Origin of the sequence: Edaphobacter modestus, assembly GCF_004217555.1 — a bacterium.
Taxonomy (GTDB): domain Bacteria; phylum Acidobacteriota; class Terriglobia; order Terriglobales; family Acidobacteriaceae; genus Edaphobacter; species Edaphobacter modestus.
This window is the reverse complement of the sequence record NZ_SHKW01000001.1, coordinates 3,149,881-3,163,649: the sequence shown is the minus strand read 5'-3', so window position 1 is coordinate 3,163,649 and position 13,769 is coordinate 3,149,881. Positions and strand designations below refer to the sequence as shown.

Here is a 13,769-nt window from a genome sequence, read left to right as displayed (position 1 = left end):
TAGATAAATAGCTCGTGTGTAGCGCTGCTGCGCCCGTACACGTTGCGCGCAGGGATGTTACTGCGTCCTTGCGACACGTGCCGTTAGAGAGGCTTTATGTTTTCCAGGCTATCCATTCTGTTTGCGAATCTTTTTCTGTCTTCTTTACTTACTGTTTCTGCAATTGCCCAGAGCTCCGGAAGTGGAACCCTCAGCGGAACCGTCACGGATACTTCGGGTGCTGTGATTTCTAATGCAGATGTCACGGTTCTGCAGAGTGCGACGGGCCTTGAGCGTTCCACCAAGACAAACTCGAATGGTTTTTACTCGCTGCCCGCACTCCGTGCAGGAGACTATGTCGTCCGAGCGCAGGCACCAGGCTTCGGGCGCGTGGAGCAGCTGGGCGTTGTTCTGCAATCGGACACGACACGCACGATCAACCTTCAGCTTGTAGTAGGCGGGGCTTCAGATACGACGACCGTAACGGCCGATGCTCCTGCGATCGAAACCTCGGAAGGATCTCTGAACACGATCATTACGGGAACACAGCTTCGTGAGCTAGCGACGAATGGCCGCAATTTCACACAGTTTCTTTCTTTGGGTACTGGTGTCAGCAGTTCACAGACCGGTCAGCGCATGGGAGTGGGACAGGAAGGCAACCCGCTCACGTCAGTGAACGGTGGCCGCATCAACTCGAATGCGTTCACTTATGACGGCATTTTAGCTATGGATACGGGCGGCAATCGCGGCCTCAATCTATTTCCTCCTATGGAAGCAATTCAGGAGATCCAGGTTCACAAGAGTAACTACACGGCGGACATTGGATCTTTTGGCTATAGCCAGGTGAATATCGTGACGCGCTCCGGCGGGGAGAAGTATCACGGCGATCTGTACGAGGTGTTTTCGAATGACGCACTTAATGCTCGCAACTACTTCAACACTGTGAAGCCGCCGCTTCACGACAACAACTTTGGGTATGACTTTGGCGGTCATCTGCTCCCTGGTGCGAAGGGAAGCTTTGCGCGCAACCTCTTCTTCTTCTGGTCACAGGCTTTTGATCGTCGCTCCGGCCCGGAACTTACTAGCTTCACCTCAGCACCACAGAGCACTTTCACTGCAACGACACCTACTGCTGCGCAGAGAGCCGGAAACTTCGCTGGCTCCGCGCCGATTACCAATCCTGATACCGGACTACCTTATGCGGGCAACCAGATTACAAATATTGATCCAAATGCGACACTTCTGTTGAACGCATACTTTCCATTGCCCAACAGCAACAGCTCCTCGAACTACGTCATAAGTCCTAAGAGCCAGACGAGCTGGCGCGAAGAGTTGATTCGTATCGACGCTACGCTTTCGCCTAGCGATACGGTTACTCTGCGCTATGCACACGATGCATGGAGTCAGCAACAAGCAATCCTGAAACCTTCGAACCAATCTTTCGCGACTATCGGTGGTTCCTTCTCGAAGCCGGGACAAAACGGTGTAGCGCAGTGGACACACATCTTCTCGCCGACACTGCTGAACCAGGCGACGATTGGCTATTCGCGCAATCAGATTACGCAGTCACCAGATAGCAATGGCCAGCGTCCCGCCGGACTAGCAATTCCAAGCTTGTATAACGCGAATATCTATAATTTGATTCCTACGATTACGATAAGCGGATTCTCGTCTATCGGTGCGCAGGGTCTGACAAATAACACTAACAATGTTTACACCTGGCGCGATGATGTAACGAAGCAATTACATAATCACTCCCTCAAGACAGGTTTCAACATTCTTCGCATTCAGAAGTTCGACAGCTTTCCCTATGGCGGGCAAGCTGGATCGTTTAGTTTCACAGGTTCGGCCACTGGCAATGCGCTGGCAGACTTTCTTACTGGTCATGCCTTCAGCTACGTGGAGCAGAGCAATGTGCCCAACGTCTATCTCTTCTCGAATATGTTCGAAGCTTATGTGCAGGACGATTGGAAGGTCACTCGCAATCTCACACTGAATCTTGGCGTACGTGACACCATCTTCCAAGGTGCGCCCAATGGCTACGACAAATACGACCGCATCTCGGATTTTGTGCCAAGCCTGTACTCTGCTGCAAACGCGCCTACAGTAACTTCGACGGGAGCACTCGTAGCCGGGACGGGCGATCCACTCAACGGCATCATCACGCCGGCCAATCAGAAAGGTCTTGATCTTCCTCGTTCTCTCACAGGTGCGCGGAATAACATTGGACCGCGCCTTGGTTTTGCGTGGTCGCCCTTCGGTTCCTCGACTACATCGATTCGCGGCGGTTACGGACTCTTCTATCACTGGGATAATGACAACCACGAGAGTCTGAGCGCCAATCCTCCGTTTGCCCAATCCGCAACTATCTACAACACAACCCTTACAGGCTTTGCCTCTGGATCCCAGACACTCTTTCCTCCGACGCTCGCTGCCTTCGATACGCGCAAGCTCTATCCGATGGTCACGCAGTATTCACTCACAATGGAGAAGCAACTTCCGGGTTCCACCGTTCTCTCGGTGAGCTATGTAGGCAACAGCGCCCGCCATCTGGACCAGACACCGAACATCAATCAGCCACAACCTAACGCTGCAGTCGCAGCAGGGACGGTGAACGCGAATACGGTTCGACCCTATAAAGGCTATGCCGCAATCAACTACGACGTGCGATCTGCTTCTGCGAGCTATAACTCGCTGCAGATCGATGCACGCCGTCGATTCAAGAACGGGTTTCTCTTCGAAGCGGCTTATACCTACTCACGTTCGCTTGGATCGCAGGTAGGACAGAACCAATTTGTGAATGAAAAGGGGCCAACGGCTTACGATCGTCCGCAGAGCTTCACCCTCAACTATGTCTATGATCTGCCGTTCTTCCGTGGCCGCCGAGATCTTACAGCGTACGCGCTTGGCGGTTGGGAGGTAAGCGGAGTTTCCACCTTCCAGGGGGGCACGCCTGTGACCGTAACCATCGCCGCGGATCGCGCGGGTGTTGGCAATACCGGACAGCGTCCCAACGCAACGGGTCCCGTGACGTATCAGCACGGGAACATCAACAGCTACTTCTCAACGGGGAACTTTACTCAACCAGCATTAGGAACCTTCGGCAACCTTGGACTTAATACCATCCGCCAGCCGGGCCTGAACAGCACGCAGTTCAACCTCTCCAAAAAGGCAACGTTCCGGCTCGTTGGGGATACGCCGATTACAGCGAAGTTTGAAGGCGAGTTCTTCAATCTCTTCAATCATCCCGCCTTCAATGGGTTGGGCACAACCGTTGGTACGGCAACGTTCGGCAAGATCACTTCTGCTCTTGACCCGCGCAATGTCGTCTTCAGGTTGAAGTTCTCTTTCTAAGCAACGTATTACTCGATGAAAGGATTTTATGTCGGACGTGAATGAGCTGAATAACAAAGTATCGGTTGCGGGACGAGGTGAGGTGAGCAGGCGCGACTTCCTGCAAGGGTCTCTCGCCGTCGCGGGCGCAGCGGCAGTCTCCGCCGTAGTGGCACCTCCGTACGCAGAAGCGCAAACGAAGCAAAAGCGTCCAAACCTCGTCTTCTTCCTGGGCGAAGGACAGCGGGCCGATGCACTCTCGATTGCGGGGCATCCGCTCCTTAAGACACCAAATCATGATCGTATCGGTCGCGAAGGCGTTCGTTTTACAAATGCGTTCTGCACGAATGCACTTTGCGCTCCCGCGCGAGCAACAGCTCTTACTGGAATGTACTCGCGTTCGACAGGAGCACTCGATAATAAGAACGGCAATATCCCGCTTGCTTCTGACATCCCGCTCTTCACCGAGATTCTTCAGAAGGAGGGCTACGAAGTCGCAGTACTTGGTAAGGTGCACACACGCAATGGTGTCGAAGAGCGCAACTGGGACTACTATTTCGGTCACAACAATCCAGGCAATGATTACGCGAACCCTCTCTTTAAAGAAGGACGTAAAGGAAAAGTTGGACCACAAAAACGCTACGAAGGCGTCTATCCAGATGATCTCACCACGGATCGCGCGATCTCATGGATCGACGAAGACCGCGGCGATAAGCCCTTCTGCGTTCTGATCTGGTTCGTTGCGCCACATGAGCCGTTCTTCCGCGCACGTCGTCATGCCGATCTATACAACGGAACACCAATCGCCAAGCCAGCCACCTTTGATGACGATCTCAAAGGGTATCCCGGGAAACCGAAGAGCTTTGTTGACGCCGAAAACAAGCTCGGCACCACGTCGACTCATGTCGCATGTGGATCGCTGGAAGGTGTTGCTAAGGATTACTACGCAGGCCTGGTTGCGGTGGATGAGAACATCGGTCGCGTTTTGAACCATCTTGAGAGTAAGAAGATTCTCGATGACACGGCCATCCTTCACACCTCTGACCACGGATACTTCCTGGGCGAATGGCGACTTTTTGATAAACGTCTTATGCACGAGCCTTCTATCCGTGTGCCTTTCCAGGTGCGGTATCCCAAGCGAATTCCGTCCGCCACGGTTCGAGAAGAGATGATTCTGGATACCGATATTGCGCCTACACTTCTAGACCTCGCAGGGGTACCCGTTCCGGAACACATGCAGGGCAAGAGTATTTTGCCCCTTGCAAAGAAGAACAACCCAGACTTCCGCAAGGAATGGTATTACGAATATTACGAGTGGCCTAATCCGGAAAAAGTAGCGCCGCATCGTGGCATTCGTACAGAGCAGTACAAGCTGATTCAATACGTTCTCGATCCGTCTGAGGGCGAGTTGTATGACCTGAAGGCGGATCCCGGTGAGCGAAACAATCTCTACGGAAAGCCTGAACAGGCTGTGTTGCAATCGCATCTTACCGAACGACTCAATGTTCTACGTGCAAAAGTTCCTGAACGGAAGGAAGCAGGCCAAGTGTAAGCGTACTCTGTCCCTGCAGCTGGTCGTTTTGGTGACGACCAGCTGCAGGACTAGTCAGTTCGTCGTGGCTCTTGCACTAGTAGGTGAAGGCTGCAACTGTGGTTTCTTCCAGGTGCCGCTGAGCACGGTGTCTCCGGGCAGGTAGACGCGGAAGACGCAGTAGAACGGGCCGTCTGGCGCGGGCAGCCAGTTCGGCTGCTTTGCGGGGCCCGGATTGTCGTGCGAGATGGAAAGCGTCAGCGAGCCGTCGGGGCCATACTTGTACGACTTCAACATGGTGGAGTTGAGCAGGTAGCGTTTCAGCGGGTTTGCTACGAGGAGCTGCGTCTTGCCGTCGTACATGGTCAGCGACCAGAAGGCCTTGGTCGGTGGCAGATCGCCCTTCGGGAAATGGAGCTCGTAGTTCGACTTCGATGCATCGAGCGGCTGATGGTTGGCGTCGACGAAGTAGCCGAAGTAAAGAGCATCCTGCCTGGAGTTACCGTAGAGTCCGAGCTTGGCACCGGCGTAGCGATAGAGGTAGTTGTCTCTGAGGAAGTCGCGGGCTCCGAACATCTCCCCGCTCGAGATCTCATCGGTGTTGATCTTCTTCATCACCCCGGTAAGGTCGGCATCCGAATCCTTGATGCCGTCGTTAATGGCCTGTTGGATCTCCGGCGAAAACTTGTTTATGTCGAAGGTCTGCCCGGGGCCGATGTTGATCTTCGCGAATCGTGCGAGCAGTGCTGTCTCAGAAGGACTCGGCGGGCAGAACTGGAATAGGAAGTTGACGATGGGGAAGATGCCGGATGAGGGCGTGGAGTAAAGTTGCTGAGAGGCTCAGCGTGATATCCGGCCTGGATCTTATTCACCTTCGGCAAATCGGCCACGTTGAAGAGTTGCGTGCGGAAGATGATGTACGCGAACTGAGTCTCGGAGCGGATGACTGCCTTCACCCCGGCGGGGGTTGCGCCGTTCCATCCCGGGCCAGCGATCAGGAACGTGCCGCCGTCGTTGCCGAACGCGCGCGTGCCAAGGTAGGCGAAGTTGTAAGTGTACAGGTCGACCATCTGCCCGGTGTAGTAGCGGTTGGGCTCGATCTTTGGCACGGTGACGACGAGTGTGAGATCGCTGACGACATCCCATTTCCCGTTACCGATGGGTGGTGGCCATGAACCATGGAAATGCCCAAAAGTAGCCAGGTAAAATCGTGCCTCTTCCGCCCTAGACTTCGAGGCCTAACACTTCATACAGGCCGACAGTTGGCACAGTAATGGTGACAATATTTCCATTCTGCGTGAACTTTGCAGACTCGCCCTTGTAAAGCAGGGAAGCTTTGCGGATTCTCGCTCCGTTGGGCAACACCACACGAACCTGCTGTTCCGTCAGCGTTGCGGGTTTGCGCATGTGACCGCGATAGGCGTTCGCGCCGGTGTAGTTCAACATGTGGACGGCGAACCCCGACTCCGTCTCCCACGCAATGACTTCTATCAAGCCGTCTCCGCTGACATCGACGGCGTTGCTGTCCTTGAGAATCCAGCGAACAGCATTTGCGATCTGGCGTCCCAGGTCTGGGTGATCCAGCCTCCAGAATGAGCTGTCCATATCGCCTGCCATGTACACCAGCCGCGAGCTACCAGCCTCCCGCGCAACGATCGACGGCAGATCACTTGGCACCTCACGCTGGTAGACAGCCTCCGGCGGATACACCGGATAGGGCTTGATGAAAGTCATGTCGGCATCCGCAGAAGGAGCAATCGGTTGCCTCCACACAGGACCGGCAATCCATGTGGTCTCTTCAAATCCCTCGCTCAATGGCCCGCGCTTGCGAATGGATTGCAGATGAATCGCCCCGATGGGATCGGTCTTTTGCGAGGAGGATCGGACAGGCTCTCCTGCCTTCTGGATTCCGAAGAGCTTGCCAAGTGCAAAATCGGAGCGTGGCGTGCCGTGCTCATCAAAGAGTCCGGTTTGAAAGGTTGCGAGCAACGATCCGCCCGTTTGCACGTATTGTTCCAGCGCTTGCGTCTGAGCATCTGACAGCAACGCGACGTTGGGAAGGATCAAGGCTGAATAACCTGCAAGGCGCTTAGCATTCAGGTCCTCATCATGCACGAAGTCGAACGGGATGCGCGCTTCGACGAGCGCGGCGTACATGCCTTCCAGATGGTCGGTGCGGTCTTCGGGGTAAGGCGCTTTGTACGCCGTGACGGAACGAGAGGACGCAACGATTGCGACCTTCGAAAGCGAGCGCTTGTTATGAAAGTGTGCGTCGTTCTTTGCGTGCCAGGAGAGAAAGTCGCGCCCTGGCGCCTGCCAGCGTCGATCTTCCTGAAAGCCCTGTTCGAGCCCCAGCCAGTGGTACCAGACGATGCCACCCGCGGCGGCCGTCTGAGCCATGCGGCAGGTTGGCTCTGCGGTCGTATCTGTCACCTGACGCCACATGATCTGTCCGGCGCGACCATAACTCGCCGTGACCGCCGCAACCGGGCGGTCGCCCATGAGCGCGCGCGCAAACTTGACCTGCTGAGCGTCCTGCCAAATCGGCGCGACGACGCCTGAACGGGATTGATTGTCTGCCGTGTACCAGAGAGCGTCGCGCGTCAGACGCCACTGTTCCAGGCCGGACTCCTTCAAACCTCCGCCCAGATTGCAGGAGTAGAAGTTATCTGGGCTCTTCTCCAGAACGGTAGCCTTGTACAGGTTGATCAGTTCCTCCACTCGGTTCATGAGCATTGCTCTGTAGGCCGCGGAGTGTGGATCGCCGATCTCCTTGCAGTTGTCGCAGTAGCAAACCTGGATCGTCGGCCAGCCGTTCATGTACACGCCATCGATATCGTAGTTCGCATTGAGTTCGTGGATGATCGCCGGCTGCTGCTTTGAATAATGCTCACTCATGGTGCAGGTAAAAGCGATGTTCGGAGCCGACGACTGCAAACTGCCGTCCTGGTTGTGGCGGAACCACAGAGGATGTGTCTCCAGCAGTTGGGGATCGGTCCACTGAATGTCGGGGCTCATTCGTGCGTAGACACGAATCCCGCGCTTCTTCGCTGCGTGGACGCACTCACCAAAAAGATCACGACCTTCCAGATATGGACTGTGATGGAAGAAGGGAACCTTTGAGGGATAGAATGCAACGGGGCCAGAGACAGACAATGCTACGGCCTGCACTCTTGCAGATGCCCAGTAGTCAGCCCAGACGTCGACCTTATTCGACTTCGCATCCATCTCATTGAAGTTTGTTTGACCAATTCGCTTGATGGTCCGGTACCAGGGTTGAGAGGAGCCATGCGCTTGCTGCGCATCTGCCGAGCGGGCTTCAGGGATCGTTCTTGCAAGCGGTTGTGCCTCTGCCGTGGTTGCCATCCAGATCCCCGCTCCTAATCGTGCAAAGTCCCGTCGGGTCATGCTCATGCTCAAAGCTCCTTTAGGCCCATACTGGCCGCTCCGAAATCGACAGATCAGATTGGAAGAGTTATGGAAGGTCGGCTTAGCAGTTCTATACGACCCAATTGGATCAGCTTGTTATCCAACACCTCATACTATGCGATGAAGTAAATGACTGCCTAGGAAGGGTGTAAAGGGTGCAGAGGAGAGCGGGTTCGATCTCTGACGCGAGGCAAAATCAAATGCCTTTTTCTACCATCTGGAGGAGACGTTGCGAGATTGCCTGAACCTCCTTGTCAGACGCGCTGCCGAGCGGACCTTCGATGATAAGAAAAGCCAGACCATGGACCGAGGACCAAGCAAGGTATTCCGCTCCGGGTCTACGCTCACGTGGAAGGATGCCTGCCTCTGTCAACAGGTCCAGAGCTGAAGTGAGTAATTGAAATGGGTTGAGGCCACTCTTGCCTGTCTTGGCGGCGTCGAGATCGTCCTCTACCTTGTCCGGGACTGAGAACGCCGTTCGAAAGAGTCCCGTCTCAGTGAGGGCGAATCTCAAGTAGCCGGTTCCCACGGCGCGCAGCGTGGCCCGGGCCACATCTCCCTTGTTCTTTGTGGGTCGTATCTCGGCGATCTCGTTTTCGATGGCCATGGCGAGTGATGACAGTGCGCTTGCCCTCACTGCCTGCAAGAGATCACTATGACTGGAGAAATGGCGATAGGCCGCATTAGGGGCAACCCCCGCGCGCCGCGTTGCCTCTCGGAGCACGACCGCATTTGGGCCGCCGTCACGTGCCAATGCGACACCTGCTTCCAGCAGGGCTCTTCTTAAATCACCATGACGAAACGTCTTCCGAACTGGAGGACGAGTTGTTTTTTTCGATTTCATGTCGGGTTGTGGACAGTGTACATTTTCCTCTGATATCTTGTCGTGAACGGTGCACGCAAAGATCGAAACCGGCTGGTTCCGGTGGAGGTAACACGAAGATGAGCACAACAGCCCAACAAGAATTGACAACCCAAGCACGCGCCAAGAGCGGCGATTTCGTTTGGCACGAACTTAGAACGACGGACGCAAAAGCAGCTGCAGCCTTTTACTCTCACGTCATCGGATGGCAGACGAAAAGTTCCGGTGATCCGGGGGGCATGCCCTACACGCTTTTTTCAGCCGGGGATATGGACGTTGCGGGTCTTATGGAACTCACACCTGAGATGCTTCGAGGCGGCATGAAACCAACATGGGCGGGCTTTGTGGGCGTCGATGACGTGGATTCTTACGCTCAGCGTGTGGAGCAGGCTGGGGGCAAACTTCATTTTCCACCCCAGGATATTCCTGGAATTGGCCGCTTTGCTTCAGTGGAGGATCCGCAGGGCGCGGCATTTCTTCTTTTCAAAGGGTCGCTCGAATATGCTCCGCCACGTCCTCCTGCAGGATCCGTTGAAACTGTTGGCTGGAACGAGCTTTCTGCGAACAACGGTGATACAGCATGGTCTTTTTATTCGAGCCTTTTTGGCTGGACAGAAGATAGCACTATGGACATGGGACCCATGGGGACATACAGGATCTTCAACAACGGCGGCGCGCGAATTGGTGGCATGATGACCCGTGATCCGAGTAAGGCTCCGCTGCCTTTCTGGCTCTTCTACTTCACTGTGGGCGATATTGATGCCGCCACTGCACGAATTAGAGAAAAGAATGGCCAAGTGCTCATGGAGCCGCAGGAGGTTCCAGGGCCGATGTGGATCGTGTTGGCCACGGATCCGCAAGGTGTCCTATTCGCTGTTGTCGGTACCAGAAATTAGTAATGCTTTCATAGGGAGTGCTGCGTACACTCTTGAGGGTGCGCAGCACTCGTTTGGTTCTAGCTTCTCTGGAGGGCAAAGACATGAGCCGGGTAAGATTGCTTGTCGGAACTCGCAAAGGCGCATTCATCCTTACGTCGGACGGGACGCGCAAAGACTGGTCAGTCTCAGGTCCACACTTCGCCGGATGGGAAATTTACCATCTAAAGGGATCGCCCGCTGACCCCGATCGCATCTACGCCTCGCAGACCTCCGGTTGGTTCGGTCAGGTGGTGCAGCGCTCCGACGATGGTGGCCTTACCTGGAACGCTGTGGGCAACAAATTTCTCTATGAAGGCGAAGCTGGGACGCACCAGTGGTACGACGGTACGCCACATCCCTGGGAGTTCAAACGTGTCTGGCACTTCGAGCCTTCGCTTACCTGCCCAGACACTCTCTACGCCGGGGCAGAAGATGCGGCATTGTTCCATTCCAAAGATGGAGGAAATTCGTGGTTGGAGTTGTCCGGGCTTCGCAAGCACGGCACGGGCCCTGCATGGCAACCTGGCGCCGGTGGCATGTGCCTCCACAGCATTCTTCTCGACCCGACGAATCCCCAGCGAATCTTCATCGCTATCTCTGCGGCCGGAGCTTTTCGAACAGACGATGGAGGTCAGACATGGAAGCCAATCAACCGCGGCCTTCGTTCGGAACACATTCCCGATCCGACGGCGGAGGTCGGTCATTGTGTTCATCACATCGCCATGCATCCATCTCGTCCGGACAGGCTTTTTATGCAGAAGCATTGGGACGTGATGCGCTCGGATGATGCTGGCGATTCCTGGAGAGAGATCAGCGGCAACCTGCCGACAGACTTTGGTTTTGCGATCGATGTTCACGCGCACGAGCCTGAAACTCTCTACGTCGTTCCTATCAAAAGTGACTCTGAACATTTCCCGGTTGATGGTCAGCTCCGGGTATATAGGAGCCGGTCGGGCGGAGACGAGTGGGAGCCTCTGACCAAGGGACTTCCACAGAGCAACTGTTACGTAAATGTGCTGCGGGACGCGATGGCAGTCGACTCGCTTGATTCCTGTGGTGTCTACTTCGGCACGACAGGCGGACAGGTTTACGCCTCAAACGATTCGGGGAACAACTGGCAGGCCATTGTTCACGATCTCCCTGCGGTTCTCTCGGTCGAGGTTCAGACACTTTCGTGAAAGCAACCATTCGTATCGAACTGCCTGCCCACCTCTCTAAGCTGGCCGGAGCGTCACGTGAGGTGCAGGTTTCGGTTGAGGGCCCGGTGACGCAGAGATCAGTCCTCGACGCGCTTGAGATTGCTTATCCGATGCTTGAGGGGACGATTCGAGACCACACAAGCAAGCTTCGCCGTCCTTTCATTCGTTTTTTCGCTTGCGAAGAAGACTTGTCCCACATCGCTTCTGATGAGCCGTTGCCTGACGTGGTAGTCAAGGGGGTAGAACCACTCCTCATCGTCGGTGCCATCGCCGGCGGTTGATGGCTTCTGGCGGTACACGCAATCTGGTTATGGCTATTTTGGCGGTTGTATAGCTTGCTGAGCGGTTATGTGCAGCCACGACTCAGAGTATCCCCACTTGATATAGAGCTCAGTTTTATTGTCGGGGTATTCTCGAAATCGATTACGAGTTGTTCAATCGGGCCATCGGTGTCATTGGTGTTTAGGAGCGTACGACCCAAGTCTTGACTCTGATCGTATTCAGCACCCGATTGGCCCGTTTGCTTGTTGATGATGAGCTGATAGCCCTTCTTCGTGACAATGCTATACATCGAATAGGTTCCTGCCGGAACATATAAGTCCCTAATCTTGAGGTCGATTGGCGTCGTGAGTGTTGTGGCTGCGTTATCCCCGGTGCGCCAGACTGTTCCTACCGGAATTAACTCCCCGAGGATTTTTCTGCCACGAAGTGAAGGGGCACTGTAGTCGACCGTTACCTTCTGGCCGTTGAGCATGGCGCTACTCTCTAGCAGGGGGCTTGATGTCTCACTGATGGGTGAAAACGTCGTTTGAGCTCCTGCGGTGAGCGATGCGTACAAAAACACTCCCACCGCCCATGTGTTTGCCTTGCTGAGCATATTTCCTCCGGTGTCTATGCTTCCTTGAATACAGCCGGATCGCTGATGCTGGGCTTTCCGTTTTCAACGTGTCCGGCAAAGCATGGCGCCAAATCCTGGGTGATCGAAATATCGAACCAGCCGGAACTGGACGCAAGCATCCAACGATCTTCAATGACCTTGCCTGGAGCGATCGTGTGATGTCGCACATCTTTGGCATCGTAGGAGTTGGTGACCTTCAAGGTGCATGATGTCGAGCTGCTGTTGTGAGCTGACGAACGGACTCTTCAGTTAAAAGAAAGGACGATCACCTCCGTGTTTGTGGCGGAAAACCAGACATGCTAAGAGGCAGGCGTCTTGGCTATTCTTCTGGGTGCGATCTCCATAGCCTGCGAGAGGAGGAAGGAACGAAAGGTAGCCATGATCCCTGTAGGCGCCGGACCGGCTGCATATGCCATCGAGAATCGCCTCGATAGCTTCAGTCCTTGTATTCTTGCTACCTTCAAGGTTCCAAGTGAGAGCTGATTCCGAACGGCCCACCGCGATACGAAGGTCACTCCAAGCCCTGCCTCAACGGCGCTCAATAGACCTTCGGTCGAGTCGAGTTCCATACTGAGGATGAGGTCCTTTGTCTTTATCCCTGCCTTCGAGAGGGCCTGTTCGACGACCCGCCTGGAACCCGACCCAAATTCTCGTACCAGCAAAGGTTCGCTCTTCAGGTCTTCCAGACTGACTTCATGATTGGCCCAGCCGTGAGTTGCCGGAACGACAAGCACCATGTGATCTTCCATGAAGGGTTCGATGTGGACGTCTTTGCGCCGTTCCGGCCCTTCGATGAGCGCCAGGTGGATCTGTCTTGCAAGGAGAGCTTCGATCATCTCGTCCGTATTCCCGCTTCGAGCCGTCACCTTGATCTTCGGGTTTGTTCTCCGAAACCCAGCAACGAACGTCGGTAAGAGATACTGGCCGATGGTTTGAGAGGCGCCCAAAGAGAGTTCGCCTGCCTGTTGCCCAAACGCCTCTGCGACCGCGCCAATTGCTTCATCAGAAAGGTTCTTTATCCTCTCGGCAAAAGGGAGGAGTGCCTTTCCGCCGACGGTTAGCGTGATATGGCCGCCGCCTCGATCGAACAGGGGGACACCGAACTCATCTTCAAGCGCCTTGATCTGCTGCGTGACGGCTGGTTGGGTGAGCAGTAACTCTTCCGCTGCACGGCTGAAGTTCAGATGGTGTGCAACGGCTCTGAACACTCGAATCCGGAAGTTCTCGATCATGACTCGATCTGTCTCCTTTTTGTTGCATTCTAAACGGGCTGCAACTGCTGGATGAGCTTTCGTCCCCTTTCATTGCGTAGGCTCGGGGCTGGCTATGGCATATAAGGATTCATCCGAGAGAGCGCGGGCGATCCACGAAGTAACCAGACTACATGGCAGAATGATCGGCAAAAGATGCCACTGCCCGGTCAGCTCTACTGCCATCATAGCCCGCCATGAAAGGAGCACATGTCACAGCCGCCATGAGTTGACCCGTGCCGTATATGGCGAGCACAACCGGATGCTGAGTGTGCAGCAGGTGACCTGCCACGAAGCCGAAGGAAGCGCCGGTGAAGAGTGTCGGTGTAAACACCCCGCCAACAGTGCCGTCCCCACGCAAATGCTAGTGG

12 protein-coding genes and 1 pseudogene are annotated in these 13,769 nt (G+C 55.0%); 5 read left to right on the top strand and 8 right to left on the bottom strand.

The features are described from left to right. The first annotated feature begins 96 nt into the window (after window positions 1-96). Together BDD14_RS13325 and BDD14_RS13320 are read left to right on the top strand one after the other, a co-directional pair. Window positions 97-3,333 carry a TonB-dependent receptor gene (locus BDD14_RS13325; RefSeq protein WP_130419230.1) on the top strand — a complete coding sequence of 1,079 codons (3,237 nt, stop codon included), beginning with the start codon at window positions 97-99 and terminating at the stop codon, window positions 3,331-3,333. A gap of 28 nt (window positions 3,334-3,361) precedes the next feature. Next, the gene (locus BDD14_RS13320; protein ID WP_130419229.1) at window positions 3,362-4,864 is read left to right on the top strand and encodes a sulfatase family protein; all 1,503 of its coding nucleotides are present in this window, start codon (window positions 3,362-3,364) and stop codon (window positions 4,862-4,864) included. A 54-nt stretch (window positions 4,865-4,918) separates the two neighbouring features. On the opposite strand, the gene BDD14_RS13315 is transcribed toward BDD14_RS13320, so the two are convergent. The 4 genes from BDD14_RS13315 to BDD14_RS13300 all read right to left on the bottom strand — a co-directional run bounded on the left by BDD14_RS13315 (window position 4,919) and on the right by BDD14_RS13300 (window position 9,116). Then, window positions 4,919-5,458, bottom strand: coding sequence for a DUF1214 domain-containing protein (locus tag BDD14_RS13315; protein ID WP_130419228.1), 540 nt, complete (start codon window positions 5,456-5,458; stop codon window positions 4,919-4,921). Window positions 5,459-5,532: 74 nt separating this feature from the next. Further along, the gene (locus BDD14_RS13310) at window positions 5,533-6,003 is read right to left on the bottom strand and encodes a DUF1254 domain-containing protein (RefSeq protein ID WP_278045524.1); all 471 of its coding nucleotides are present in this window, start codon (window positions 6,001-6,003) and stop codon (window positions 5,533-5,535) included. Window positions 6,004-6,067: 64 nt separating this feature from the next. Continuing rightward, entirely contained in the window at window positions 6,068-8,257 is a 2,190-nt protein-coding gene (locus BDD14_RS13305; protein WP_130419226.1) for an alpha-amylase family protein, read from the bottom strand. Between the two features lie 211 nt (window positions 8,258-8,468). After that, window positions 8,469-9,116 carry a TetR/AcrR family transcriptional regulator gene (locus tag BDD14_RS13300; RefSeq protein ID WP_130419225.1) on the bottom strand — a complete coding sequence of 216 codons (648 nt, stop codon included), beginning with the start codon at window positions 9,114-9,116 and terminating at the stop codon, window positions 8,469-8,471. A 98-nt stretch (window positions 9,117-9,214) separates the two neighbouring features. On the opposite strand from BDD14_RS13300, the gene BDD14_RS13295 reads away from it, so the two are divergent. The 3 genes from BDD14_RS13295 to BDD14_RS13285 all read left to right on the top strand — a co-directional run bounded on the left by BDD14_RS13295 (window position 9,215) and on the right by BDD14_RS13285 (window position 11,531). Then, on the top strand, window positions 9,215-10,030 hold the full coding sequence (locus BDD14_RS13295; RefSeq protein WP_130419224.1) for a VOC family protein: 816 nt from the start codon (window positions 9,215-9,217) through the stop codon (window positions 10,028-10,030). An 83-nt stretch (window positions 10,031-10,113) separates the two neighbouring features. After that, the gene (locus BDD14_RS13290) at window positions 10,114-11,229 is read left to right on the top strand and encodes a WD40/YVTN/BNR-like repeat-containing protein (protein WP_130419223.1); all 1,116 of its coding nucleotides are present in this window, start codon (window positions 10,114-10,116) and stop codon (window positions 11,227-11,229) included. Next, window positions 11,226-11,531, top strand: coding sequence for a MoaD/ThiS family protein (locus tag BDD14_RS13285; RefSeq protein WP_130419222.1), 306 nt, complete (start codon window positions 11,226-11,228; stop codon window positions 11,529-11,531). Before BDD14_RS13290 ends, BDD14_RS13285 begins: the two co-directional genes overlap by 4 nt. Before the next feature lie 65 nt (window positions 11,532-11,596). On the opposite strand, the gene BDD14_RS13280 is transcribed toward BDD14_RS13285, so the two are convergent. The 4 genes and pseudogenes from BDD14_RS13280 to BDD14_RS34485 all read right to left on the bottom strand — a co-directional run bounded on the left by BDD14_RS13280 (window position 11,597) and on the right by BDD14_RS34485 (window position 13,759). Then, window positions 11,597-12,127 (bottom strand): DUF2911 domain-containing protein, encoded by a 531-nt coding sequence (locus BDD14_RS13280; protein WP_130419221.1) that lies wholly within the window; start codon window positions 12,125-12,127, stop codon window positions 11,597-11,599. 14 nt (window positions 12,128-12,141) lie between these two features. Beyond that, a pseudogene (locus BDD14_RS13275) lies at window positions 12,142-12,378 on the bottom strand (phospholipase domain-containing protein); the annotation flags it as partial. Window positions 12,379-12,447: 69 nt separating this feature from the next. Next, window positions 12,448-13,380, bottom strand: a complete 933-nt coding sequence (locus tag BDD14_RS13270; protein WP_130419219.1) for a LysR family transcriptional regulator — start codon at window positions 13,378-13,380, stop codon at window positions 12,448-12,450. Between the two features lie 148 nt (window positions 13,381-13,528). Beyond that, window positions 13,529-13,759 carry a chloride channel protein gene (locus BDD14_RS34485; RefSeq protein WP_130419218.1) on the bottom strand — a complete coding sequence of 77 codons (231 nt, stop codon included), beginning with the start codon at window positions 13,757-13,759 and terminating at the stop codon, window positions 13,529-13,531. Window positions 13,760-13,769 lie beyond the last annotated feature (10 nt).

Coding starts and splice junctions, on each gene's coding strand:
- BDD14_RS13325 (WP_130419230.1), top strand. CDS start 97: ATGTTTTCCAGGCTATCCATTCTGTTTGCGAATCTTTTTCTGTCTTCT.
- BDD14_RS13300 (WP_130419225.1), bottom strand. CDS start 9,116: ATGAAATCGAAAAAAACAACTCGTCCTCCAGTTCGGAAGACGTTTCGT.
- BDD14_RS13290 (WP_130419223.1), top strand. CDS start 10,114: ATGAGCCGGGTAAGATTGCTTGTCGGAACTCGCAAAGGCGCATTCATC.
- BDD14_RS13305 (WP_130419226.1), bottom strand. CDS start 8,257: ATGAGCATGACCCGACGGGACTTTGCACGATTAGGAGCGGGGATCTGG.
- BDD14_RS13295 (WP_130419224.1), top strand. CDS start 9,215: ATGAGCACAACAGCCCAACAAGAATTGACAACCCAAGCACGCGCCAAG.
- BDD14_RS13270 (WP_130419219.1), bottom strand. CDS start 13,380: ATGATCGAGAACTTCCGGATTCGAGTGTTCAGAGCCGTTGCACACCAT.
- BDD14_RS13280 (WP_130419221.1), bottom strand. CDS start 12,127: ATGCTCAGCAAGGCAAACACATGGGCGGTGGGAGTGTTTTTGTACGCA.
- BDD14_RS13320 (WP_130419229.1), top strand. CDS start 3,362: ATGTCGGACGTGAATGAGCTGAATAACAAAGTATCGGTTGCGGGACGA.
- BDD14_RS13315 (WP_130419228.1), bottom strand. CDS start 5,458: ATGAAGAAGATCAACACCGATGAGATCTCGAGCGGGGAGATGTTCGGA.